The 25663-nt window shown below is 44.5% G+C and carries 21 protein-coding genes; 5 read left to right on the top strand and 16 right to left on the bottom strand.

Annotation, left to right across the window (positions count from 1 at the left end; genetic code table 11):
- Window positions 1-60: 60 nt before the first annotated feature.
- Complete coding sequence (locus tag IP510_RS04870; RefSeq protein ID WP_194363641.1) at window positions 61-1032, bottom strand: glutamate/aspartate ABC transporter substrate-binding protein; 972 nt, start codon at window positions 1030-1032, stop codon at window positions 61-63.
- A gap of 378 nt (window positions 1033-1410) precedes the next feature.
- On the opposite strand from IP510_RS04870, the gene IP510_RS04865 reads away from it, so the two are divergent.
- Entirely contained in the window at window positions 1411-2391 is a 981-nt protein-coding gene (locus IP510_RS04865) for an Hsp33 family molecular chaperone HslO (protein WP_194363640.1), read from the top strand.
- 122 nt (window positions 2392-2513) lie between these two features.
- Here IP510_RS04865 and IP510_RS04860 read toward each other — a convergent pair whose 3' ends face one another.
- The 11 genes from IP510_RS04860 to IP510_RS04810 all read right to left on the bottom strand — a co-directional run bounded on the left by IP510_RS04860 (window position 2514) and on the right by IP510_RS04810 (window position 15079).
- Window positions 2514-3176: a hypothetical protein gene (locus IP510_RS04860; protein ID WP_194363639.1), complete on the bottom strand. Its 663-nt coding sequence runs from the start codon at window positions 3174-3176 to the stop codon at window positions 2514-2516.
- A gap of 48 nt (window positions 3177-3224) precedes the next feature.
- Window positions 3225-4718, bottom strand: coding sequence for an alpha/beta fold hydrolase (locus IP510_RS04855; RefSeq protein WP_194363638.1), 1494 nt, complete (start codon window positions 4716-4718; stop codon window positions 3225-3227).
- Between the two features lie 259 nt (window positions 4719-4977).
- A complete protein-coding gene (locus IP510_RS04850; RefSeq protein WP_194363637.1) occupies window positions 4978-7194 on the bottom strand; it encodes a PhoX family protein in 2217 nt (738 codons plus the stop codon).
- A 336-nt stretch (window positions 7195-7530) separates the two neighbouring features.
- A complete protein-coding gene (locus IP510_RS04845; protein WP_413786460.1) occupies window positions 7531-8160 on the bottom strand; it encodes a fumarylacetoacetate hydrolase family protein in 630 nt (209 codons plus the stop codon).
- Between the two features lie 292 nt (window positions 8161-8452).
- Window positions 8453-9178 carry an ABC transporter permease gene (locus tag IP510_RS04840; protein ID WP_194363635.1) on the bottom strand — a complete coding sequence of 242 codons (726 nt, stop codon included), beginning with the start codon at window positions 9176-9178 and terminating at the stop codon, window positions 8453-8455.
- A 12-nt stretch (window positions 9179-9190) separates the two neighbouring features.
- Entirely contained in the window at window positions 9191-9925 is a 735-nt protein-coding gene (locus IP510_RS04835; protein WP_194363634.1) for an ABC transporter permease, read from the bottom strand.
- A gap of 465 nt (window positions 9926-10390) precedes the next feature.
- Window positions 10391-11320, bottom strand: a complete 930-nt coding sequence (locus tag IP510_RS04830) for an ABC transporter substrate-binding protein (protein WP_194363633.1) — start codon at window positions 11318-11320, stop codon at window positions 10391-10393.
- Between the two features lie 88 nt (window positions 11321-11408).
- Complete coding sequence (locus IP510_RS04825) at window positions 11409-12299, bottom strand: transporter substrate-binding domain-containing protein (protein ID WP_194363632.1); 891 nt, start codon at window positions 12297-12299, stop codon at window positions 11409-11411.
- A 100-nt stretch (window positions 12300-12399) separates the two neighbouring features.
- On the bottom strand, window positions 12400-13200 hold the full coding sequence (locus IP510_RS04820) for a transporter substrate-binding domain-containing protein (RefSeq protein WP_194363631.1): 801 nt from the start codon (window positions 13198-13200) through the stop codon (window positions 12400-12402).
- 408 nt (window positions 13201-13608) lie between these two features.
- The gene (locus tag IP510_RS04815; protein ID WP_194363630.1) at window positions 13609-14406 is read right to left on the bottom strand and encodes an ABC transporter ATP-binding protein; all 798 of its coding nucleotides are present in this window, start codon (window positions 14404-14406) and stop codon (window positions 13609-13611) included.
- A 367-nt stretch (window positions 14407-14773) separates the two neighbouring features.
- Entirely contained in the window at window positions 14774-15079 is a 306-nt protein-coding gene (locus IP510_RS04810; RefSeq protein WP_194363629.1) for a hypothetical protein, read from the bottom strand.
- A gap of 456 nt (window positions 15080-15535) precedes the next feature.
- Between IP510_RS04810 and IP510_RS04805 the strand changes: the two genes are divergently transcribed.
- The 4 genes from IP510_RS04805 to gltS all read left to right on the top strand — a co-directional run bounded on the left by IP510_RS04805 (window position 15536) and on the right by gltS (window position 19500).
- Entirely contained in the window at window positions 15536-16837 is a 1302-nt protein-coding gene (locus IP510_RS04805) for a glutamate-5-semialdehyde dehydrogenase (protein WP_194363628.1), read from the top strand.
- Between the two features lie 108 nt (window positions 16838-16945).
- On the top strand, window positions 16946-17701 hold the full coding sequence (locus tag IP510_RS13810; protein ID WP_194363627.1) for a ribonuclease domain-containing protein: 756 nt from the start codon (window positions 16946-16948) through the stop codon (window positions 17699-17701).
- A 1-nt stretch (window position 17702) separates the two neighbouring features.
- Window positions 17703-18107, top strand: coding sequence for a barstar family protein (locus IP510_RS04795; RefSeq protein ID WP_227669477.1), 405 nt, complete (start codon window positions 17703-17705; stop codon window positions 18105-18107).
- Window positions 18108-18225: 118 nt separating this feature from the next.
- On the top strand, window positions 18226-19500 hold the full coding sequence (gene gltS / locus IP510_RS04790) for a sodium/glutamate symporter (RefSeq protein WP_194363626.1): 1275 nt from the start codon (window positions 18226-18228) through the stop codon (window positions 19498-19500).
- A gap of 118 nt (window positions 19501-19618) precedes the next feature.
- Here gltS and IP510_RS04785 read toward each other — a convergent pair whose 3' ends face one another.
- The 4 genes from IP510_RS04785 to IP510_RS04770 form a co-directional block, all read right to left on the bottom strand.
- Window positions 19619-21157, bottom strand: a complete 1539-nt coding sequence (locus IP510_RS04785; protein ID WP_194363625.1) for an alanine/glycine:cation symporter family protein — start codon at window positions 21155-21157, stop codon at window positions 19619-19621.
- Between the two features lie 407 nt (window positions 21158-21564).
- Window positions 21565-22821, bottom strand: coding sequence for a serine hydroxymethyltransferase (gene glyA / locus IP510_RS04780; protein WP_194363624.1), 1257 nt, complete (start codon window positions 22819-22821; stop codon window positions 21565-21567).
- A 450-nt stretch (window positions 22822-23271) separates the two neighbouring features.
- Window positions 23272-23775, bottom strand: coding sequence for a chorismate--pyruvate lyase family protein (locus IP510_RS04775; protein ID WP_194363623.1), 504 nt, complete (start codon window positions 23773-23775; stop codon window positions 23272-23274).
- A gap of 64 nt (window positions 23776-23839) precedes the next feature.
- Window positions 23840-25201 (bottom strand): GNAT family N-acetyltransferase, encoded by a 1362-nt coding sequence (locus IP510_RS04770; RefSeq protein ID WP_194363622.1) that lies wholly within the window; start codon window positions 25199-25201, stop codon window positions 23840-23842.
- Window positions 25202-25663 lie beyond the last annotated feature (462 nt).

The following is a 25663-nucleotide window of genomic DNA, read 5'->3' as shown; positions in this document are numbered from 1 at the left end:
TGCTAGAGGAACGATGAGTCCGATCTGAACACGTAAGTAAGCTAGATTGAAGGACAAATACTACTGTGCTGCTGCTACTTTTGGCTGATCACTGTCATGCGGATTGGCGATAAGTGCTTTTAGGTTGTCTGACATCTCAAAGTTCAAGTTGACGTTCTTTGGTGGAATTGGGTTTAAGAACCACTTGTCATAGATGCTATTGATTTCGCCTGAGCTAAAAGTTTTGTTCAGTGCGTCGTTTACGACTGTTTTGAATTCAGGATCGTCTTTACGCATCATACAACCATAAATTTCAAACGATTGCGGCGTACCAACGATGACCCATTCATCAGGATTTTTAGCTTTGGCTTTTTCGCCTGCTAACAATACATCATCCATCATAAACGCATCAGCGCGGCCACTTTCTAACATCAAGAAACCTTCGCCATGATCTTTAGCAGAGATAATATCGGTATCCATCTTTTTCTCGTCATTGTATTGACGAATATAACGCTCTGACGTCGTACCAGCGGTAGTCACTAGGCGCTTACCTTTTAGGTCTTCAAAGTCTTTGATACCAGAATCTGCTTTGGTCAATAGACGTGTACCAATCTCAAAGAAACCATTAGAGAAAGCCACTTGCTCTTGGCGCTCGACGTTATTGGTTGTTGAGCCACATTCAAAGTCGACTGTGCCGTTTTGAACCAAAGGAATACGAGTTTGTGAGGTGATGAGGTTATAACGAACTTCTAGATCTGGCATGTTGAGTTTTTCTTTAATACCCTCAACCACTTTCATCTCTAAATCATGCGCATAGCCCATAGGCTGATTAGGATCGTCAGCAACATATGAAAAAGGAATAGAAGAGTCACGATAGCCGACCACGATGGTGCCAGAGTCTTTGATTTTTTGTAGCGTACCATTCATGGTCTCTGACGTCGCTGCATCATCTGCTGGCGCATCGGTAGTGGTCTCGCTGCTGTTGCTACAGCCTGCCAAGCCTAATGCCATCAATACAGCCAAAGTCAACGGTTTGGAAAATGAGTAGATCATGAAATACATCCTTTTATCACAAGTTTGAATGAGTGCTTGGACGACATTGGCCATAGTGACTGACCTGACTGCCCCGCATCCGTACGGATGTTGCTATTGTCTATCACAATGCAACTTCATGTTACTTTACAACAAAACGTCCGTGGATGGTAAGTTTTTTCGACAGAATCTATAATTATGAATATATTCGATGTCAGATTCAGAATTAACTGTCTATAACGATACAACGCCATGCATTTGCCTCACTATTTTATGCGTCTCTAAACTCCTTTATCGATCAATATCATAAATAGATGAAAAAACAGTACGGTCAATATGATTGATAAATCAGCAGTAATCCCCATAAAGCCAATAACTTCTCAACACTATAAATGACTTATGACACAAGATACTCAAGTCCCAGCTACCGACCTTCCAACTGCTCACAATCATAGCGATAATGATATCCGTCAGCGCTTCTTTATCGAAGATTCGCCTGTACGCGGTGATGTCGTGCGCCTATCACGCAGTTATGCGAGTACGATTGCCCAAAAGCCTTATCCCGAAGCCATCAAACGCTTATTGGGTGAAATGCTGACGGCAGCGAGCTTGCTGATCAGTACGGTCAAAATCAACGGTCGCCTATCTATTCAGTTGCAATCATCAGACAGCGATAGCCTGCTGAACTGGGCAATGGCAGAGTGCGATCAAGACGGTATCATCCGTGCGCTTGCCAGCTGGAAGAGCGAGACCGATGAGCAAGTACAAGCGTGGGATAATATGATCCATGCCAAAGAAGCCTTTGTTGAGCTGGGTGCAACGGGACAAGGCGTCTTGTTTATTAATATCCAGCCTGAGGGCGGCGAGCCATACCAAGGTATCGTTGAGCGTAGCCATGACAATTTGGCAGACTGCTTAGCACATTATCAAAAACAATCGGCGCAGATTCCGACGTTGATTAACTTAGCATCTGATGGCCTGCAAGCGGGTGGTATATTGGTGCAAATGCTCCCTCGTACTGCCGAAGAGACGTATGAAGTCGAGCAAAACCAAGATGCGGGTATCGATGATGATTTATGGACACGTCTGAGCGTGTTGACGCGCACGGTCAAAGCAGAAGAGCTGACCACACTGGATGCCAACGAAATACTCTATCGCTTGTATCATGAAGAAAACATCGTGGCACCTGAACCTGCTCCGTTATCATTCGGCTGCACTTGCTCACGTGAAAAGTGTGAGACAGCCATTGAACAAATCGGCGAAGCAGAAGCGTTAGATATCGTTGAAGAGCAAGGCGGGACATTTGAGATGGATTGCGGATTCTGCGGTGAAGTCTATAAGTTCAATAAAAATGATGTCGCAGCGATATTTGCTGAGTAAGTTTTCTTACTTACTATAAGTTAGCCTTTATAGAAATACAAAAACCCCTCAAGTGTAATGCTTAAGGGGTTTTTTGTTTTTAAATCATAAAGAGAGATAACTATTTTGATGTTGAACTGTCTCTAATCTTGATGCCATTTTCCCATGTAATCAATCGCCATGATGTTGATTGCCTTCCAGTTTGAAAGATTTTTTGCGTCAAAGTGGATCAGAATATTATTGTTATAAACAGGATGTAGGTACTCCATTTGACAAAGACTGTTCTGTTCTTCATTTTCCGCTATCCAACATCGAAAAGTAGAAGGAGAATTTGGATAAACATGTCCTGTATAAGATAAGGTTGAATCATCACTAATATCGACATAGGCTTCTAAGTTGAATTTATCTTGGGTAATATCTCTATGATTCGATTCCTTTATAATTTCAACTCTCGTAGGCATATCGTTGCCTACAATTCCTGAACCTATCGCTGTCCAGTTAAATCTTATGATATCGTCTTCATGTTCCAAAACGTTTGGGTCTTTGTCATTGTTGTTTAGCCCTCGTCCACTAGGCCAGAAAAAATAGCTAAGACCCATATCCGTCTCAAAACTGGCATAACTACTCGTATCTGGTCTAACAATATGGTTTAAGGGAATGACATAATTGTCACCATTTACATTGACTTTAATTTGAGCGTTAGGGTCGTATACATTTGGCTTGGCACAACTAGTGACTATGAGTGCGCCGCCTAATAGCAAAGACAAATTTCTCAATAGCACTTTCTTAAAGGATAAAAGCACCATCGCGCAGTACACATAGCGTAGGTAACTCGAAATAATACCCACCACTCTCTACACTGCCACATCTAAACTTCTAGGATAAGAATGTATGCGCGGACGTCCGGCGTAGTCGCTGCGACCATTATCAACCAGCCACTCAACGACTTGCTCACGTACCCGTCTACTATGGATTAAGTTCATATGATTGACGCCATAAAATATGGCTTTGTGACCATCTGGCACAAACAAAGCATGCTCAGCATCATCCTCCCCCAGCGCTGATGCGACTGATACCAAACTGTCCCCGAGCAGATCGGTCACTTTAGAGTCGTAATGCGTCTCGAGTAATGCACTGGCAACAAAATAGGTTTTGATACCACTTGGCAAGCGCGCAGGATGACGAAAATCTTGTGGCAACACACTGCGACCTTCTAATGCTTTCCAATCCGCATCCCGAATACTGCCATGACGCAAATCAATAATACCTGCGCTGCGCATGTCACCGAGCTTGGCAAGTGAGCCTGCAAATGGCAGCTTTGCAATGATATCCTGTACATAATTGCCGATACGCTCAAGCACAGCACCATGATGCGGTGAGCCTAATGTGATGAGATTGCCCACACGCTTGATCCAATCTAGGCGATCTTGCTCACCATAAAACAGTGCACTACGAGAGACTAGGCCACCCATACTGTGTCCGACCAAATCTATCTGACTGATGTTTGGGTTATTATCGACCAACTCTTGCAGCAATTGAGAGAACTTGCGACCACTGCGCGAGATACGTCGACCTGTGTTGTAATCCAAGTACAATACTGTGGCATCAGGCTGACTGCTATGAATAGCCGCGCCTAAGTCATTATTTTCTTGGGCTTGCCAGCTTAAGTGACTCATGCACAGACCATGACACAAGATAGTAATGCGCCCTGATAGGGCTTCACTTTGTGGTTTGCCATCTTGAGTGTATAGCATCATCGGAATGGCAAGCGTGTTTTGATTATTGACCAGATGATCGCCCATAACGCCATTTAAGACGTTGACCAGTTTTTTTAAGGCGTCAGGTAGTGGCTGTGCTGATTTTTGGACGATGAAGTTTTTATATATTCGTAGCACCGAGGCCAGATTGTTACCGACCATCAGCATGACGTGACGTATCGTGCCATAGATGCGGCCCGTAAATCCGCGCTGCCAGTTGTTTACGTTCTTATCATTGAAGCGGCCCAGCGGACGCAAAATAACCTCGCGATGTATGGCTTCTACAATCTCTGTGATCTCCACCACGCCCATGGTCGCCAGCTGTGCCAACCCTTCAAAAAAGTCCGCCAAAGAGACCGGCTTGGAGGATGTCTCATCATTATCGTCCACATCTGCCAGTAATTTGACCAGCTCATCCATATCGATGGCTTCGAGTTGGTCAATCTGTTTATACAGTTCACTGTGCAATGGCACGCTCGCATCTGGAATGAAATGCCCATCAAGCTCATGGTGAGCACGAGCATACTGGCTGTCATTTTTAGCATTACGATCATTGATAAGGTCGTTATAAGGCAAATGTTGACTGATCATAATATTGGTACATTTAGCGAGAAGAATAGTTTTACATACTATCCTTTAAATACAAAAAATAGAAGCAAATGATGTGATTGCAGTGTATTTCCTCATTTTTAGAATACTTTGATAAGCCATTGATATTATTCCTATCATTATTACCATCTATAGCAAAAATTATGGCCAAAATACAAAAACCCCAAGCGATGGCTTGGGGTTTTTATATGAGCACCTATTTTGGTTATTGTTATCGATTGTGCGCTAACAGTTTACCCAACTATGTCGTGCTCACTGCTGCATCAAATGACTCTGCCAGTATGACATCACCGTCCTCGCGAGTAATCATCACAGTCGCTGAACGAGGCGTACTACCACCAGCGACGGCGCCCCACGTATTGCCTGGATGCTGAATATTGATAAACAATGTCTTAAAATCTGGCGCCATGGTGATGCCTGTCACCTCACACCCTTCAGGACCCACAAAGAACCGTTTGATATTGTCATTGCTTGCCAGTGTACCGGCGCGCGTTGACTGACCTGCCGAGGTGGTGGTCAGCGAGCCATCACTGACCTTGCCCGGTAGTGCCGCGAGCAACATGCAGCTACTGGTATCAGTATAAGCGCCATCATCGGTTTGAATCCATAAGACACCGCGTGGATCAAAATATAACCCATCAGGAGATGAGAAATCATTATTATCATTCAGCTGAGACAAGTTTTCTGCTGACAAGTCACTTGGCGCACCAAACAGGTAGATATCCCACTCAAAACTCATTGCCGCGTGATCGCCGCCTGCTTCTGCCCAGCGTATGATATGGCCATTGTCATTACCAAGCGCTTTGGTACCAGATTGATAGCTACGCGGATTGGCGGCTGAGACAGGTTGGTCGTCACGTACGCCGCGATATTTATTATTGGTCAGTGTCACATAGACGTCGCCTGTTATAGGACTGACCGACACCCATTCAGGTCGATCCATCTTGGTCGCGCCAGTGACATCGGCAGCAGCACGGGCAAAGACCAACACCTCATCTTGACCATTGAATGGCAATTCGCTGTTAGACGCATCCAATCCATTTTGGCCATGCACGAGTGCCTTCCATTCACCGCTACCGTCTTCATTGAATATGGCCACGTATAGCGTGCCATCATTTAGATACTTGTCACCTGATTTGAGCCCGCCGCCGATGTCCGAGTTTGACCACAGTGCTTTTGACACAAACTTGTAAATGTACTCGCCTCGAGAATCATCACCCATATAAAACACCACTGGGCGGCCTTGCTCAACAGGGGCATAAGCACAGTTTTCGTGAGCAAATCTGCCCATTGCTGTGCGTTTTTGCGGCAAAGAATTTTGGTCAAACGGATCAATCTCTGTGATGTAACCAAAGGTATTGAAGCCATGGCGATAATCTTCAGCAGCGCTGGCACCGACAGCGGTCATATCCCAACGTGAGAACTCATCTGCTATCTTGGCATCGCTTGCGTCTGGGGTATGCCATAGGTATTCCCAGCCTGGGAAGTTCTCGACCGCACCGTAACGCTCGCGACCATAGTTATCACTGGCACTTAACTGACTGGCGTCTTGTCCACGTGCAAATACGCCTAAGAAGTTCTCTTCGGTCGTCAGATAAGTACCCCAAGGTGACAGCCCTGCACCGCAGTTGTTATTAATACCGCGAGTCTGATAGCCTGTTGGATCGAACTTGGTCTTAACCAAATCAGAGCCTGCCACAGGGCCCGCCAATTGCGCGGTTGAACTGCTGGTCAGCCTGCGATTGTATTTAGAATTGGTTACCATCTCATAGCCCATGCCATCGGCGCGGCGTTTTAACTCTACTACCGAGACACCATGACAATTGACCTCACGGCGCACATCACTTGCGAGGCGACGGTTTTTGAAGATAGGCGCGGCATCGTTATCTTGCGTCACATAATAGCCAAATGGGCTGAGCTCATCGCTGTTGACGTACTCATGATTCATCACCAATAGACTGTTTTCTGAGGCTTTGGCATCATAGGCATTGCCGTTTTTGCCAAAGAACCACATGCCATCGTGATTGTCACCCATACGCCATTCAAATGACTCTGCTGACTGCTCACGATTGTCTTTCCAATCATCGATACCGGAGATTAGCGGCGTGCCAAGTGGCAATATCATCTCAGCCTTGTAGCCTGCTGCAACGGTCATGGTTTCAGCCGTTGAGTGTGCGACCGCCTCAAACTTTAGCGTATCAGGTCGTTTTAGGTCACCCTGCGCAGGGATAGCGGCATTATTATCATCACCCACAACACCACTGTCATCATCTTCACTACAACCAACCAAAGGCAATGCCCCAAAAAAAGCAGCGGCTGTCAATCCTGTGCCACCTTTTAAGATACTACGGCGATTCAACCGACGACTGATAATGGTTTGAAAATCAGTATTATTAGTAGGGTTTGAGTCTTCAACCACTTCGTGGGCAAGCGTTCGTTCGTTGTTCAATGATGTCATTATCAGTCACCTTGCTATTGGGCTAGATTGGCAGAGAGTTGATCGCGGTAGTACAATTACAACCACAAAAATACGAATTCCGCTTAAGTCTACTTATCCTTTATGACAGTACGCTGAACGCTAGATGACAAACTGATGACAATTGCTCTTGCGCTTACTCTTGCTAATGAAAGTAGAATGAGGTTGAGAAAATAAAATGGTTTGGAAACTAAAAAGACTTATAAAAGTTAGAAAGAGGCCAAAAAAATATGGCTGCATAAAAACAAAAATCCCAAACAATGGCTTGGGATTTTTAAAGTGGCATATATCATGGCTTGATGGTTTGAATCAAAAAGTCTATCGGACTTGTGACTGCCACTCATGAGCACCCAATGTTAGCTTGAGCTGATCGCCTGCATGCAGTATACCTACGCCGCTTGGCGTGCCAGTCATGATCACATCACCTGCTTGCAAACTAAAAGCATGACTGATATTGACCAATAGCTCATAAACAGGGAACAACATCAATGCGCTATCGCCATCTTGCATTAGCTTATTGTTGATGGTCAACTGATGCGATACGTTTTGGAGATTGCCAAATACTTGTGGATCCACCCAGTCAGCAAGCACACAAGCCCCATCAAAACACTTAGCACGCTCCCACGGATGGCCTTTGTCTTTTAGGGTGCTTTGCAGATCACGCAAGGTCAGATCTAGACCCAAGGTCACACCGCCAATTGCTTGTTGCGCTTGCTCAATCGTCGCCATAGATAAATCAGATGATAGCTGAATACAGAGCTCAGCCTCGTAGTGCGTCTCACCAAATATCTCTGGGTTTGGGCGATCTACATCACTGCGGATAGAGACCACTGAAGACGCTGGCTTCATAAACAATATCGGCGATGATGGCACTTCATTGCCCAGCTCTGCAGCATGCGCTGCATAGTTACGACCGACACAGACGACTTTGCCAATTGAAGCTCGCAAGCGCTCATTATGGTTGTCAACGCTCTGTTCTGCATTGACACCAGCAGCGATGGCATTCGCTAATGACTGATGTGGTGATTGGCTCATACTAGACTCTCCCTGTAAGTGATATAGTCAAATCCATATAAATCCGCTACATCGTCATCCTCGCTAACCATACTAATGTATCGCTTGCACTCGGTTTTCTTGTATCGAAATTATCTGAACCTAACTATATTTATATTATCAGCAATCCGTACTTTATTGCATGTTGTGCCGATTTTTCATTGCTAATTATAATCTTAACTACTAACTATGGAATCGTGTTGGTCACCACATCTGGTGGCACATAACTGGCGTGACGGTTCATGCGTTTTTCAAACATTCTAAAACTAAACAAGATTACCCATGACAGCAGTAGATAGACGATACCGGCTGCAAAGAATAGCTCCATCAAGGTATAGGTACGCGCACTGATCGTACGAGCGACGCCTGTGATATCCATCAACGCAATGGTCGAGGCCAGCGCACTGCCCTTTAGCATAAAGATGACTTCGTTGCTATAAGCGGGAACCACGATACCAAAGGCACGCGGTAAGGTAACACGTGTCAGTTTTTGCCACTTTGACATACCAAGCGCATCGGCCGCTTCAAGTTCACCGACTGGAATCGTCTGAATCGCACCGCGTATAATCTCTGCCAAGTACGCACTGGTATTGAGCGTAAAGGCGATAATCGCACACCAGTATGCTTGACTGAGTACGGGCTCCCATAAAAACGAATCACGTACAGCCTCGAACTGGCCAAGACCGTAATAGATAAGGAATATCTGTACCAGTAGCGGTGTACCGCGAAAAAAGAAAATATATAAAAACGGGATGATCTGAACGACCCAATTCTTTGACAGCCGTAGCAGTGCTAAAACCAATCCGAAAAGCAACCCGATAATCCCTGAGATAACGACTAGCTGCACGGTCAATACTGCACCGCCTAGTAAATCAGGTATATGATCAAAAATGACCTGCCAATTCCAATCCATAGTATCTCTCCTCTATCCTATGGTCGATTGACGATGCGTTGATTGACGGCTCAGCTTTTTGGCATAGCGGGCCGCAGGATTGGCGCGCCACTCAAGCCACATCATAAAGCCCGTAATTAACATGGTCAGACCCAAATAAATAATCGCTGCTGCCATATAAAAGGTGAACGGCTGCTGTGTTGACTGCGCGGCACGTGATGACTGATACATAATGTCTTTGAGACCCACAACCGATACCAATGCGGTATCTTTGAGCAACACCAAAAACAAGTTACCCAAACCAGGTAGGGCAATCTGCCATACTTGCGGCAAAGTGATGCGATAAAACGTCTGAAAAGGACGCATGCCTATCGCTTGCGCCGCTTCTCGCTGCCCTATTGGAATCTCTTGAATGGACATGCGAAAAATCTCAGTCGCATAGGCACCAAAAGCAATAGACAATGCCATCACACCGCCCCAAAAAGCGCTAATCTCGACATAGTCGTTATAGCCAAACTTTTTGAGGATGCTCATCAATAAGATAGAGCCGCCATAATAAATAAAGAGCACCAATAACAGCTCAGGGATACCGCGCATCGTCGCAGTATAGACAGTCGCAAGCTTACGCAGCAACCAGACATTTGACATCTTTGCAGTTGCGCCGAGCAAGCCTAAGGCCAGACCAATAATTAAACTGGTCACGGCAAGCTGTATAGTGACGGTAGCGCCGCTCAATAAAAGCGCGCCAAATCCTTGTAAGTCAAACACGATTATCCACTCAGTCTCTTTATATTAGCAATTTGCAAAATATGAGTTAAAAGAATCAGCATCAATAGCTGAACGCAGCCAAACACCGTATTTTTTATCACATCAATAGAGATGGTCAGCGTCAAAATAATGACGTCAGAAAAATACGATTATTGCTGCGATAGTTGACACAGTAGAAATGAGCGCTGATTTTATCATATTCACTCGCCGTGATGTTAATACTGACGCGTAAAAGCCGTGCCTAAATAGACACATATCTCTGTAGATATAAGATAACCAAACTAAATTTAAGCAAAATTGACAGTCGCTACCGACCATCACATTATGATTCAATGGCAAAATAAAAAAGACACCGCCATGATGACGATGTCTTTTTTTATTCACCACTTGTTCATGACAACTGAACTATAGCAACTAGGCTGTCACAAATTAGCTATCACAGCCAAAGTGTTTGACGCATGTTAATTACTGACTGGCCTCTTCTGCCACAGGTTGCTCAGTGGTTTCGGCACTGACCGTGCTTGTTGCAGAGGCTGGCACCGCAAAGTACTTTTGATTGATTTTATCGTAAGTACCGTTGGCTTTGATATTGGCTAAAGATTGATTGATTTTTGCTTGTAACTCATCACCCGGACGGACGGCAATCGCAAAATTATCATTGATATCAATCTCTTCACCTTTGAGCGCATACTTACTACCAGCAGGTGAGCTGAGCCACTCTATTGCAGGCAATTTATCAGATACCATCGCATCGACGCGGTTTGACCCAAGATCCAAAAACGCATTACTTAGCGTGTCATAAAGCTTCATATCGGCTTTTGGGTAAGTGTCTTCAAACCACTGTGAGGAAATGGTCGAACGCTGTGCGGCAATAGAGTGAGAGTCGATGTCGCCACTCTTACTAGGATCAAAACTGCTGTCTTTTTTGGCTAAGAAAACCAAAGTATTACTAAAATACGGATCGGTAAAGCTGACCTGCTCTGCACGCTCCGGCGTGACGGACATCGCTGCCACAATCGCATCGTACTTGCCTGCTTTTAGACCAGGAATGATACCGTCCCAGTCTTGTGCCATGATTTCACAAGTCACTTGCATATCTGCACAGATGGCATTTGCTATCTCGATATCAAAGCCACCCAGTGTCCCATCAGCATTGGTATAGTTGAAAGGGGCGTATGCTCCTTCCGTGCCGATGCGTAATACCTTATCCTTCGTTGCCGCTGCTTCAGTGGCCTCAGGGTTGGTATCAGCTGCGCTGTCTGAACCATTACTACAGCCAACGATGGCAAAGGCCGTCGCCAGTGCGAGTAACGGCATAGAAAGACGACTGGCCGTTATCGCATGAATAACAGATTTGCCAGTCATGGCAGAGGCTGGGGCACAATGGTTGCTCATAGTCATCCTTGAGTTTTTCTTTAGTAAACAGCAATTTTTGATGTATAGCATTTTTAGCGAGTCAACAGTCAACTCGCTAAAACACATATTAGTTAGCTGGCGCTTCTTCTGTAGCAACGTCGGTGGCATCATTAACGACCGCTTTACTTGCAGCAGCGGTTGAGCTGGTACCGAAATAGCTGCCCGTGATTTGATCATAGGTGCCATTATCTTTTAGCTCAGCCAATGCCGCATTGAATTTTGCGACTAATGGATCGCCCTTGCGGAATGCTATACCCATCGCATCATCATCGGTACTGATTTCTTGACCTTTGACTTCATAGTCTTTACCAGCGTCTGTTTTTAGCCAGTCGATACCGGTTACTTTATCAGACATCATGCCGCGTACTCGACCTGAAGTCAGATCTAGATAAGCGTTGTCTTGGGTGTCATATAGCTTGATATCAGCATCTGCATGCTCGTCTTGTAGATACTGCGACGCCACGGTTGAGCGCTGTGACGCGACTGGTAGACCTTTTAGCGACTCAACGCTTAAATCATCGCCTTTTTTACCGATCAAGATGATACCGCTATGGAAATACGGGTCACTGAAATCAACCACTTCTTTACGCTCAGGCGTGATAGACATACCAGCAATGGTCGCATCGAATTTTTGGGCATTTAGACCTGGAATCAAACCATCCCAGTCTTGAGAGATGACTTCACATTTGGCTTTCATTTGGGCACATAGAGCATCAACCAGCTCGATCTCATAGCCAATCAATTTGCCATCAGCATCGGTATAACTAAAAGGCTTATAGCTTGATTCTGTTGCGATTTTTATGTTCAATGGCGCTTCGGCTTCGGTCGCTGTATCCGCGGCAGCATTTTCTGCTGGTTCTGAGCTGTTGCTACAACCTGCCAGCATGAGTATTGCTGCACTAAGCGGCGCTAGCCACAATGCTTTTTTGCTCATTGATGATGTCATTGAAATTGTCATACGGGTTATTCCTTAATATGTTTATCAACCGTGTCGTCATTTGCCAATTACTAAGCCAGCTTATGAATACGACTCATAAGCTCAGCTCAATCCTTAAGACTTATTCACCAAAGTTTTTCTGCTCAAGGCGTGCAAGCTCACCGTTATTACGGATTTCGCTCAATGCTTTATCAAAATCTGCTTTGAGTGAGTCACCTTTACGCACAGCGATAGCAATATTGTCATCGTTATCAATCTCATCACCAACAACGCCAAAGCCTTCTTTATTGTCGGCTAACCATGATTTGGCAGATACTTTTTCAGCCAAAACCGCATTGCTACGACCAGACTTTAGGTCTAAATAAGCGTTGTCATAGTTGTCATACAATTGAACGGTGTTGCCTTCTTTGCCTTCGTAGTTATCTTGCAGATAAGCACCTGGCGTCGTAGAGCGTTGACCGCCTAGCGTGACGTTGCTGATCGCCATAGGATCAAAGCCACCATCATTACTGGTGAGCCATACCATGGTATTGGCAAAGTACGGTTCGCTGAAATCAACTTTTTCTTGACGTTCCGTCGTGATAGACATGCCGGCTATTACCGCATCATATTTTTGTGCCAATAGTCCTGGGATAATACCATCCCAATCCTGAGCGACGATTTCACACTTGGCTTGCATCTGGTCACACAAGGCATTGGCAACATCGATATCAAAACCTGCCAAGCTGCCATCAGCGTTGGTGTAGTTGAATGGAGGGTAAGCGCCTTCGGTTGCAATACGAATGGTTTTGCCAGTCGTTTCTGCAGCAGCTGTGTCAGCGTTGGCATCGGTGGCTTCATCGGCAGGTTGACTACAGGCGCTCAGCATTAATGCAGCGGTCATGGTCATCGACGACCAAAGTAGGCGAGAATTCGACATCATACGTTCCTTAAATTCTGATGGGTTTTGACATAAGTTTTGATAGGATTTTCTGACTTAGGGTTCTGATACTTTGTTCTCTGACGTCCCTGCCAGACAAGCAATATAGATAGCAAAATATATAGGCAGTCGCTAATATTGACCACCTATAAACCTTTTGATAATACCTGACTAAAATATCAAAAACAAACGTTTTGCATACTCACAGATATCATCAAGCAATAAATAGCCAACAATAGTTACGATAAGGTGATTTTTATACTACTTATAATATGGTTCTGTCAGGAATCAGCCGTTACTAGATATTAGCAGATGCTGTATTTTGAATTGGATTTGAGTTTGAGCTTGGTAAGGTCTGTATGGCGGCAAACGCTTTGCCACCATACAGATTAAGGAATAACGAATGTCATATTAGGTCGGGCGATGCGATGCCATAAAGTCTTTGACACGTTCAGAGGTAGGATTGTCAAATACTTGCTCAGGCGTGCCTATCTCTTCAACAACTCCTTGATGTAAAAAAACCACTTTGCTGGAGACTTCACGGGCAAAGCGCATTTCATGGGTAACGATAAGCATCGTACGTCCCTCTTCTGCCAGCTCGCGCATGACAGCAAGCACTTCATTGACCAATTCAGGATCTAGCGCAGACGTGGGCTCATCAAATAACAAGACTCGCGGCTGCATTGCTAATGCACGGGCAATCGCCACACGCTGACGCTGGCCACCAGATAGGTTCGCAGGATAAGCATCTTTTTTGTCAAGAAGACCCACTTTATCGAGTAGTTTCTCTGCATCACTAATCGCTTGGGCTTTTTTAATCTTGAGAACCTGCGTCGGTCCTTCGATGATGTTTTGCAAAATAGTTTTGTGCGGCCACAAATTAAAGTTTTGAAAAACAAACCCCACGCGAGCACGCAAGCTCTCTAATTGTTTTACATCTACAGCCTGCAGCTCACCTGATTTATTAGGCTTTAGCATTAGCTCTTCATTGCCAATGAGAATGCGACCTTGATTTGGGTTTTCGAGCAAGTTAATACAGCGCAGCAACGTCGATTTGCCTGAGCCAGATGAACCCAAAATAGAGATAACATCGCCATCATAGGCGGTGAGTGACACACCTTTTAGCACGTCTAATGAGCCATAGCTTTTATGGATGTCTTGTAAGTCTAGGGCGATAGGCCGAGTCGGAGTTTTTGCAGTATCAAGCATGGTTCAGCAGACTTCCAATAAATATGAGTGAATACACGAATAAAAATAAATAAGAGCCGTATATATAGTGTCAGTAGCACTATCGTGATAATGCGATGCCTGAGGCGGCAAAGAGAAAAATGCCGTATTGTCTCTTATTACACAGCAAAAAGGCAAATCTTGTGTTTAACCAGTCAGTTAGTCACTACTAACTAATGATAGATATTTTATAAGCGACTATTATAAATAGTCGACCTAAAAAAGCCCAGACTGCGTTTATCGCTCTGGGCTTTATTTTATCACTTTAGCGCACTAGACGTGGTTTTATCTGATGAGTCTAAGTCGACCATTTACCAGTAACTGCTGACATGCCTAGTGCTGGCAGCAATTAATAGGTCGAAACGTGCTCTGAATCCCCTGTACCATCCATGACTTCTGCATCATCTGCTGTCGCCACTGCCACATCATCGTTATTGGTAACGTCCATACCCTCATCATCAGCACTGGCCACAGCAACATCATCGGAGCTGGTCGCCGTTGCATTTTCTTCAACGCTCGTTTGTGCATCGACGGTTGTGTCAGTCTCAGCCTCCATTGGTGTCTCATCTTTTTTGCCGCAGGCACTTAAGGTTAGCGCTGCTGCGACAAGACCAACGGTTAGCCAGTTTTTGTAAGTCGTGTTTTTAGTAGCCATGTCATTCTCCATTATTCGTCATAGGATGGTTCATTGCTATCTGTTGATAGCGTCGCCTTACTAATGCCTACTATACTGAGGATGTCCTACAGCTACCTTAGTAGTTACAGCGCAGTTCTGTTGAAGGCACGTAAAAACCGTGTGCTTTGTTTATCGTGTCTATATCAAAAACCTCTCGCCTTACGCTCAAAGCTTCTGTCAATCTCCTAATTAAACTTGGCAAACTTGCTCATGAAGAATCACTAAACCGTCTCAAATAAATCTTTATAAACCTATGACAGGGCGGAATCTGTTCACAAAATCATCTTTACTATCGACTCAATCTGCTCTATGTTAAATAGCGTAATGCCCTATCGCTATTTAAGTAGGCATTAAAAACTGCTATTTTTGCTAAATTTTCGCCTTTTTGGGCGCTTTTATTTATATAAAATCCATATAACATAAGGAAAATAATTTATGAGTCAATCAAATACGACCGATATCGCCACCTATATGCAATCTGTTGGTAAGCAAGCTCGAGCCGCTTCTCGTGCACTTGCTGCTGCCAATACTGGCGATAAAAACGCTGCGCTCATGGCGATTCATGATGAGCTGGTCGATGCTAAGCAAGACATTCTAGCTGCCAACAAGATTGATATGGATAATGGTCAAAAAAACAATCTCGATAGCGCCCTACTTGATCGCTTAGAGCTAAACGAAGCGCGATTTAACGGTATGCTACAAGGTCTTAAAGATGTCGCAGGTCTCCCTGATCCAATCGGTGAAGTTACTGATATGACCTATCAGCCATCAGGTATTCATTTGGGCAAGATGCGTGTGCCACTTGGTGTGGTTGGTATGATTTATGAGTCGCGTCCTAACGTGACGTTAGAGGCCGCATCACTGGCGCTAAAATCAGGCAACGCGATTATCTTGCGCGGTGGTTCTGAAGCATTTGAGTCTAACCAAGCGATTGCTAAGTGCATCATCAAAGGTCTCAGCCATACCGACCTATCTGAGCATAGTGTACAAGTGCTACAGACGACCGATCGCGCTGCTGTTGGTGAGCTGATTACCATGACTGAATACGTCGATGTCATCGTGCCACGTGGCGGTAAAGGTCTGATTGCTCGTATCAGTAACGATGCCAAAGTCCCTGTGATCAAGCATCTAGACGGCAATTGCCATACCTTTATTGATAGCGATGCTGATCCTGAGATTGCGATCAAAGTCAGCGTCAATGCCAAGACTCATCGCTACGGTACATGTAATACCATGGAGACCTTACTGGTCGATGAAGCAGTCGCTAATGAGCTACTACCTAAAATTGCCGAAGCCATCATCGCTGCTGATGATGCAATGCAGCTGCGTCTTGATGACAAATCACAAGCCATTCTAAATGACAATGCTGCACTTAAAGGGCATCTATCCGCTGCCACGGCTGAAGATTGGGATACCGAATATCTTGCGCCTATCCTAGCGGTAAAAACCGTCTCAGGTATTGACGAAGCCATTGAGCATATCAATACGCACGGCAGCCATCATACCGATGTCATCATCACTGATAACTATACCAAGTCGCAACGCTTCATCCGTGAAGTAGATTCAGCCAGCGTGATGATTAACGCCTCTAGCCGCTTTGCAGATGGCTTTGAATACGGGCTTGGTGCTGAGATTGGTATCTCGACTGATAAAATCCATGCGCGCGGCCCTGTCGGACTCGAAGGCCTGACGTCGCAAAAATGGATCGTCTATGGTCATGGCGAAACCCGTGCATAGGTAATGCAAGAATGCTTTACTAACCTGAGGATTAATGCTTAAGTTAAGCAAGAACGTCAGCTACCGTGCTGGCGTTTTTTAATGTCAATTACCTAGGATGGCACAATCATGCAGAGTGGCAAGATTAAACATTGGAATAAAGACAAAGGCTACGGCTTTATTGATGTAGACAACCAAAGCGAAGACGTGTTTTTTCATGTAAGTACAGTACGGTTGTCACAGCCCATAACGGAGGGTCAGACCATTTATTTCAATAGCAAACGCAATGAGAAAAACCAATTGCGAGCCACTGAAGTCACTTCTACTGACCTCAGTCTTCAAGACGATGTTGATCACGGTTTACCTAAGCCTATGACTAATAATAGTAATGCGCGGAACCAAAATACGAGAAACAACAGCAAGGTTCGACCACATAACAGTAGTCGACCTAAAAAAAGCCCCCTATCTACCTTGATGAGTCTCATCGCGATTATCGCCGTCGCTTTTTATTTCTTTGATGATCTAAAATCAACCATTTTTGCAGATGATGTCGCCCCAACTACCCTATCGCAAACTGCATCTGGCAACACAACACAAGCAGTCTCTGGTTCTGCCTTCACGGGTGATGCACAAATAGACCAAACCATCACCCTTATTCAACAAGGCGGGCCGTTTCCTTATCCCAATAAAGACGGCACGACGTTTTATAATCGTGAAGGCAAGCTGCCTGCTCAGTCGCAAGGCTATTATCATGAATATACTGTACCCACTCCTGGCGTCTCACATCGCGGGCCGCGCCGTATCGTCACAGGTGGATATCCGCCTACCGTCTATTACTTAACTGTCGATCATTACGATAGTTTTCAAAAACTGCAGGTGCCCTAACATGGAACGAGCAGACATGAAAAAAGAAAATACTAATCAAGAAAGTAAGAACCAAGCCATCCACTACGTTCATCAAGACCACATTAACCAAAACGGTACAGCACTATATGCAGGCATTCCCCCTCAGGCTGTTACCATACTCGTGGGTGACACAGTGGATAAAACCACGCTACTGGCAAGTCTAGGCCACGCCTGTGATTTTCCCAGTTACTTTTCGCATAATTGGGACAGCGCATGGGACTGTCTGACAGATAGCGAGGTGGTGCACTTAACGCTTGATTTGACGGTGGTGAAGAGGATAAATACCGAAGACTTCAATGTTTTTAAGAGCCTCATTGAAGATGCTTATAGAGATTTTGGCAAACCAGAACTCTGGATTATTGTGCCATCTGAGGATGCCGTTTAGTCTAACTGTCAAAAGATTGGTCACCGATCATTATTCGTCATCATAGAAACCTGAATTCGAGATAAAGCCATATTTATCCCGAATTCAGGTTAATTTATTTTATAGAAAGGATTAACGTATGGAGATTACTTTAAACGGTTATTACACCTTGATATTGGCCACATTAGTACTATTACTTGGGCGATTTTTGGTAAGGAAAGTCAAGTTTTTAGAAGACTTTAATATTCCAGAGCCTGTCGCTGGTGGATTGATTGCGGCAGTCATTGTGTATGCCCTTAATTTTATTTGGGGCTACAGCTTTAATTTTCATCAGGGCTTACAGACAGCCACCATGCTGATGTTCTTTGCTTCTATCGGTCTGAGCGCTGATTTTGGTCGACTAAAAGCAGGTGGTACTCCGTTACTGATTTTTACTATTGTGGTATCAATATTTATTATCCTGCAAGACGTCGTTGGCGTGACAATGGCAAGTGCATTAGGACTTGATCCACTGCTAGGTCTGGTCACAGGCTCTATCGCGCTTACAGGCGGTCATGGCACCGCTGGCGCATGGGGCACTGTGTTAGAGCAAGAGTATGGCGTGGTAGGCGCGACGACGTTAGGCATTGCTGTTGCGACCTATGGCTTGGTCGCAGGTGGTATCGTGGGTGGCCCTGTGGCACGTCGATTGATTAATAAACTTGGCTTAAAGCCAACGCCTGCCAACCTTAATCCAAGTGATGTTGAAAAAGTAGCAGGCGCGCAGTCGTTATACAGTACCAAACACAGTGAAAAAGAAGCCAGTGACAATCAAGAGATGTTTGAGAAGCCTGACAACATCCGCCTCATTACCGCATCATCTACCATTGAAACCTTAGCACTATTTGCTGGTGCATTGGCTTTCGCTGACTTGATGACCATCGTTGCTGAAGGAACATCGTTTGAATTACCTACCTTTGTATGGGCACTGGCAGGCGGTGTGATTCTTCGTAATTCATTAACCATGATATTCAACTTTGATATGTTTGACCGTGCCATCGATGTGATTGGTAATGCCTCATTGAGCCTATTTTTGGCCATGGCGTTGTTGTCATTAAAGCTGTGGGAATTGACAGACTTGGCAGGCCCTGTACTCATAATCTTACTGGTACAGACATTCGTTATGATTTTATACGTTTATTTCATTACCTTTAAGGTCATGGGCAAAAACTACGATGCGGCGGTGCTATCGGCAGGTCATTGTGGTTTTGGTATGGGTGCAACGCCAACCGCGATTGCCAATATGCAAGCAGTCACTGACCGTTATCTGCCTTCGCCTAAGGCGTTTTTGATTGTGCCAATGGTTGGTGCATTCTTCGTTGATATCGTCAATGCGACAGTCTTGCAGATATTTACGAAGTTGCCGTTTATGTAAGCTAATGCTGTCGTAGCGCAAAACTTGATCAAATTAGAAAACACAAAAAGCCCGCCAAGACTACTCTTGGCGGGCTTTTTTAATTATCAAGCTATAATAGAGTATTCAATCAAACCCATTATTTATACTTTTTAACTTCACCACTTTTCACACGAGCCACGAAAGAATTAACCTCTCTTTTCACAACTGGCATCAAGAAGTATAGACCGATGATGTTAAAGATAGCCATAGCGAACAGAGCTGCATCTGAGAAGTCGATAACGAAGCTAAACTGTACGATAGTACCGATAACCACGAAAATCAAGAAGATAAGTTTGTATATCATCTCGCCAGCTTTACCTTCACCGAACAGATAAGTCCAAGCTTTTAGACCATAGTATGACCATGAGATCATCGTTGAAAAGGCGAACAATAATACCGCGACAGCTAAGAAGTACTGGAAAATTGGCGCTGTTTCCATAAAGGCGGCACGGGTTAGATCCACACCAGTGATTGCTTGTGTTTGCAAGTTTGCGGCAGTGTTCACCCCAGAGATAGTAATAACGAGCGCCGTCATAGTACAGATAACAACCGTATCAATGAAAGGCTCTAACAGCGCTACTAAGCCTTCAGTAGCAGGCTCACTTGTTTTTACCGCTGAGTGAGCAATAGCGGCTGAACCAACACCCGCTTCGTTAGAGAAAGTCGCACGTTTTAAACCTTGAATCAACGCACCAATAAAACCACCAGCCACGCCAGCACCAGTGAAAGCACCTGTGAAAATCTCTCCAAATGCGGCGCCGATATGATTAAAGTTTGCAACCAATACGATGACACTCATTGTGATATACAACAAAGCCATAAAAGGTACAACTTTTTCGGTCACTGCTGCAATGCTAGGCATACCACCAAGGATGACCGAACCAACCAAAAGAGCCAACCCAATACCAAAGAATATGCTGTAATCCGTTGGAATGCTAAAAGTAGAGCTCATGACTGCAAAGGCTTGGTTACCCTGAAACATGTTACCAGCACCAAAAGTGGCCAATATACACATAAGGGCAAAACCGACGGCTAATACCTTACCCAATCCACCCATACCACGTTCAGCCATACCGCGGCTTAGGTAATACATAGGGCCACCTGATACGACGCCAGATGGTAGTACCGTACGGTATTTAACACCTAGCGTACACTCTACAAACTTGGTCGCCATACCGAACAGACCAACCATAATCATCCAAAAGGTAGCGCCAGGTCCACCAATAGCGAGTGCTGCACCGACACCTGCGATATTACCAAGACCGACGGTACCTGACAAAGCCGTGGCTAGTGCTTGAAAATGGCTAACCTCGCCTTCTTCTTTGACAGCAGGGTTTGGATCAGTATATTTGCCTCTAACAATATCTAAAGATAAGCCTATATGGCGAAACTGAATAAAGCCAAAATAAAAGGTAAAGACTAATGCGGCAATTAATAACCAACCTACAATGAGCGGAAAGCTTACGTCGCCAAGAGGTACTGAAAAGAAAATAAGATCGACGAACCAGCCAAATATATTGGCCATAAAGGCATCGAGGCCCGCACCAAATGCTGCTAGACCTCCTTGTTGTTCTGCTGCTTGCGCAAGAGTAGTGCTAAGTAATAGCATCGTTGCGACTAAAGATTGTTTTTTCATGTAAATCCCTTTAGTGAAAATAATATTTATATAATTATTCAATCAATTACAGCGATACTAATACAAAGTGTAATTATTTATTATAATTTGTATTAGTATTATTACTCGATGTTCAATGCCAACTATATACTAATGCTTTTATATAAACAAAAAAATTTACATATTTTTCTTAATTAAACATCAACTTAACTCTTTAAGGCTGATAGCCGTACTCAACCAAGCTCACGGTAATTATCGATAAATATCGGTAATATTTTCAGTATAAATAACCAACCTAAATATAATTAAAAGGGCGAGATGACCACATCAACATAGGTTTGCGTTGAAGGGCCTAATACTTATAGAGCGTAAGAACAAAAAAACCGCTAAGCAAAAGCTTAGCGGTTTTTTTATTGCCATTCTAAAGTTTACTGATTTTTAGCATAGACTGGCAACTCTGCACAAATCGCTTCTACTTTAGCGCGTACTTCAGTAGCAACCACTTCATCACCGCGGCTGTCTAGTACGTCACAGATCCAACCTGCCAACTCGCCCGCTTGTGCTTCGTTGAAGCCGCGAGTAGTAATCGCTGGCGTACCGATACGGATACCAGACGTTACGAACGGAGATTTTGGATCGTTTGGTACAGCGTTCTTGTTCACAGTGATGTGAGCGTCGCCAAGCCATTTATCGGCTTCTTTACCCGTCATTTCTTGCTTAACGAGGCTGATCAGCATGAGATGGTTTTCAGTACCGCCAGAGATGACTTCATAGCCACGATCTTGAACGACTTTCGCCATCGCTTTAGCGTTTTTAACCACTTGCTGCTGATAAGTAGAAAAGTTGGCTTCTAATGCTTCTTTAAAGCAAACCGCTTTTGCCGCGATGACATGCATCAACGGTCCACCTTGGTTGCCTGGGAATACCGCAGAGTTTAGTTTCTTAGCTAGCACTTCATCACGTGCCAAGATCATACCTGAACGTGGGCCACGTAGGGTTTTGTGCGTAGTCGTAGTCACTACATCAGCGAAAGGTACTGGGTTTGGATAAACGCCACCAGCAACTAGACCTGCAACATGAGCCATATCAACCAATAGATACGCGCCTACTTCGTCCGCGATGTCACGGAAACGCTGCCAATCGACCACTTGTGAGTATGCTGAAAAACCAGCAATAATCATTTTAGGCTTATGCTCACGTGCTAGAGCGTCTACTTGGTCATAATCAATCAGGCCAGTGCCATCTACCAATCCGTACTGTACGGCATTGTAGTTCAGGCCTGAAAAGTTGATGTGTGCGCCATGCGTTAAGTGACCACCAGCGTCTAGGCTCATGCCCAATACCGTGTCATTGGCTTCTAGCAATGCTAAAAATACCGCAGAGTTTGCTTGACTACCAGAATGCGGCTGAACGTTGACGTACTCAGCACCGAACAACTCTTTTGCACGGTCAATGGCCAATTGTTCAATGACATCCACATGCTCACAGCCACCGTAGTAACGCTTACCTGGATAGCCTTCTGCGTACTTGTTAGTCAGGTCAGTGCCTTGCGCTTCCATCACTGCTTGTGAGCAGTAGTTTTCAGACGCGATCAATTCGATATGGTTTTCTTGACGAACGCTTTCTGCGGCCATCGCTTCAGCAAGTACTGGATCAAAATCTTTGATAGAAATATCTTTAAACATAGTGATGTCCTAAGTAGTGACTGTCATTGAAAAAATGTCATTGAAAAGAAGCTGATAGCCTGCCCACAATAAAACAACTACTGCGTCAACGTCGCTCGAGATATGTTTGATACCTCTGCACTCTGTTTTTTTACAATCTGTTTTATGGTATGACCATTATTGTGAATGGCGTCTATTAGCAAAGAGTAAAATAAGAACAAACACAGGCGAGTGGCCTGCTATTAACTTGACTGATTCGTCAATAAAATCGATATACATTTGCATCGATATCACTGCGAAAGATTAAGTGTAACATGAAAAATTGTGCTGCGAACGCAAAAAAACCTCACCTTAAGATGAGGGAATTAAATGGCCCTATAACGCAGATAAATAGCCAATAAAATAAAGGATTTATCCTCTTCAAATTCTATCATCCATGCTTTTTTATATGAATATTGACATTAAATATTTTTATAGGTCGCTAGATAAAAACGCCGGCAAGAACGTTTCACTGATCATTAGCGTGCGGCCATACCAATCATAACGCGTTTGCCGTTGCCAGCCCTCGGCGGTATGACTTATAAAACGCTGGTTTGGTAGAGTACGGCGGCGCTTGAATAACACGTAGCCAATCGGTGTGCTTTTGAGTTGCTGAAGACGACGTGCGCTTCCTTGCAAACTCGTTAAGGGAAAGATACTTTGCGCTTGCACCCATGGCGCTTCATCACAGCCGTATAGCTCTACTTCACGCACCCATGCCAGCATCGGACGACCCAGCATCCTACCTTGCAAGCCCAGTTGCTTTTTTTGTACCAAGCTCAGTCGTCGATAACCCTCAAAGCTGCGTTTCACGCGCAGTGGCTGCCCTGCTCTGTCTTCTAATATAGCAGTGAGAGAGCCTTCAGCATTTAGCCAAGGCAGCAGCTCAGTCGGAGGTGACAGAGGGTTAAAGCAAGACGTTTGAGTACTGGACATAGTTAACGGCTAATTATGAAGTATTAAATAAGAGGGGCTGGCACTCATTGTTTATATCAAAAGACTACTGGTTCACATCAAAATCCGGCATATTATCCGCATTAAAAGGCAATGCCTCAAATGCCTGCTGTCGATACTGTGCCATATGCTCGCGATCTCTGGCACAAAAATCGCCAATCGCCGGTACAAAACGTGGATCATAGATACGGTGCAGCGAGTGTGTCGTCGTTGGAATAAAACCACGTACCAGTTTATGCTCGCCTTGCGTACCGGGATCAAAGGACTTCAGCCCTTGCTCAATAGCGAACTCAAGCCCTTGATAGTAGCACAGCTCAAAATGCAAACTGTCATACTCACCAAGTGCGCCCCAATAACGACCATATAAGGTAGCATTATCAACAACATCACCATCAGCCTTGTCGCTATCGAGCTTATCATATAAGAACAGACTACTAGCGATGATCTCTCCACTGGCATCAAGTGCCTGCGCGAGCATTATATGCGCAGACAAGCTCTCTGCCAATGCCATAAAAAAATCTATCGTCAGATAAGGCTGCTGTCCGCGTACTGCATATGTCATTACATAACAGTGATAAAAAGCCTTCCAGTCTTCATCACTGATAGCATCACCGCACTTTCGCTGGCATACGATGCCCTGTTCTGCTACTTTACGGCGCTCAGCTCGAATGGTTTTGCGTTTTTTGGCTTTTAGGGTCATCAAAAATGCATCAAAATCTGCAAATGGCTTACTATCATTAAGTAAGTCTTTATTTTGCCATAAGAACTGGCAGCCTTGGCGCTCAAGTATCGGCATATCGATAGGCGCAGATTCTACGCCACGCTCTTGCGCGGCTATCGCCAGCGCCACATCGACCTCAGTCGGCATAGAGCTGGTCGCAACAGATGCCAGCTCAGATGTGACAAACAGTCCATGCCAGCTTGAAGCACCCACTTGTTGAGCGATATCGTCGACACCTGCGATGGCAGTTTTGAGGATATCCTCATTTAACGTCTCCCCTGTTGCCAACCACAGACGCTGACCCGTAATCGGCGTATAGGGTACGCTGCTGACTAATCGCGGATAATAGTCCACGCCGTAGCGCGCGTAAGCCTCTGCCCACGCATGATCAAACACAAACTCCCCGCGATGATGACCCTTTATGAATACGGGCATCACGGCCACAGTTTGCAATGCATTTTCTGCAGTGCTGTCTATCAAGCTATCGGCACTATTTTCACTATCAGCATAGTCAGCGACACGGTGTACCAAGATAAATATCGGTAACCATCCCGCCTGCTCACCAATGGCACCGGTATCCGCCAACGCTTGCCAAAATTCAAATGACATAAAAGGCGTGTCTGGGGTCTGCCACTCAGCCTGACTCTGCCAACTGGTATCATTAATCAGCGCATACTCTAAACTCATACTTTTTGTCATTATTATAGTCGCTATATATTTATCGATAACCGATTGATTAGTGACCTAGCCTAGCAAATTTTTGATAGTTTGCTGTCACAATTTGCAAAAATTCATCTATATGCAATAAAAAACCACCTACTATAATATAGGTGGCTGTGTTTTATGATGATGCTTATATCCTACTCTCAATCTCATTATAAAAGCCAATGAAACGACAGTAGTTTTATGGAAAAGATGATATCGAAGCCGATGACTGTTAGAATAAGGTTGTTATTAGCTTAATATAATTAGAAACCATAGGATATAAGCTAAAACAGTATACTTAGTTCATGGTATACGATTGACATCCTATCGGATTTATCATGGATTGATTATAATATGCCTTCAATGACCCGTTTTAAGTCACTCTGATATAGAGCATTGACTTACCATTTCACGATGTCATTGCAATAAATATTAGAAAAACAA

This window comes from Psychrobacter sp. NG254, from assembly GCF_015277735.1.
Taxonomy (GTDB): domain Bacteria; phylum Pseudomonadota; class Gammaproteobacteria; order Pseudomonadales; family Moraxellaceae; genus Psychrobacter.
Note: the sequence above shows the minus strand (reverse complement) of the source record. Positions and strands in the feature narration are given on the sequence as shown.

Coding starts and splice junctions, on each gene's coding strand:
- IP510_RS04770 (WP_194363622.1), bottom strand. CDS start 25,201: ATGAGTTTAGAGTATGCGCTGATTAATGATACCAGTTGGCAGAGTCAG.
- IP510_RS04870 (WP_194363641.1), bottom strand. CDS start 1,032: ATGATCTACTCATTTTCCAAACCGTTGACTTTGGCTGTATTGATGGCA.
- IP510_RS13810 (WP_194363627.1), top strand. CDS start 16,946: ATGCAGAGTGGCAAGATTAAACATTGGAATAAAGACAAAGGCTACGGC.
- gltS (WP_194363626.1), top strand. CDS start 18,226: ATGGAGATTACTTTAAACGGTTATTACACCTTGATATTGGCCACATTA.
- glyA (WP_194363624.1), bottom strand. CDS start 22,821: ATGTTTAAAGATATTTCTATCAAAGATTTTGATCCAGTACTTGCTGAA.
- IP510_RS04810 (WP_194363629.1), bottom strand. CDS start 15,079: ATGGCTACTAAAAACACGACTTACAAAAACTGGCTAACCGTTGGTCTT.
- IP510_RS04805 (WP_194363628.1), top strand. CDS start 15,536: ATGAGTCAATCAAATACGACCGATATCGCCACCTATATGCAATCTGTT.
- IP510_RS04850 (WP_194363637.1), bottom strand. CDS start 7,194: ATGACATCATTGAACAACGAACGAACGCTTGCCCACGAAGTGGTTGAA.
- IP510_RS04855 (WP_194363638.1), bottom strand. CDS start 4,718: ATGATCAGTCAACATTTGCCTTATAACGACCTTATCAATGATCGTAAT.
- IP510_RS04830 (WP_194363633.1), bottom strand. CDS start 11,320: ATGAGCAACCATTGTGCCCCAGCCTCTGCCATGACTGGCAAATCTGTT.
- IP510_RS04865 (WP_194363640.1), top strand. CDS start 1,411: ATGACACAAGATACTCAAGTCCCAGCTACCGACCTTCCAACTGCTCAC.
- IP510_RS04840 (WP_194363635.1), bottom strand. CDS start 9,178: ATGGATTGGAATTGGCAGGTCATTTTTGATCATATACCTGATTTACTA.
- IP510_RS04795 (WP_227669477.1), top strand. CDS start 17,703: ATGGAACGAGCAGACATGAAAAAAGAAAATACTAATCAAGAAAGTAAG.
- IP510_RS04815 (WP_194363630.1), bottom strand. CDS start 14,406: ATGCTTGATACTGCAAAAACTCCGACTCGGCCTATCGCCCTAGACTTA.
- IP510_RS04860 (WP_194363639.1), bottom strand. CDS start 3,176: ATGGTGCTTTTATCCTTTAAGAAAGTGCTATTGAGAAATTTGTCTTTG.
- IP510_RS04785 (WP_194363625.1), bottom strand. CDS start 21,157: ATGAAAAAACAATCTTTAGTCGCAACGATGCTATTACTTAGCACTACT.
- IP510_RS04775 (WP_194363623.1), bottom strand. CDS start 23,775: ATGTCCAGTACTCAAACGTCTTGCTTTAACCCTCTGTCACCTCCGACT.
- IP510_RS04825 (WP_194363632.1), bottom strand. CDS start 12,299: ATGACAATTTCAATGACATCATCAATGAGCAAAAAAGCATTGTGGCTA.
- IP510_RS04820 (WP_194363631.1), bottom strand. CDS start 13,200: ATGATGTCGAATTCTCGCCTACTTTGGTCGTCGATGACCATGACCGCT.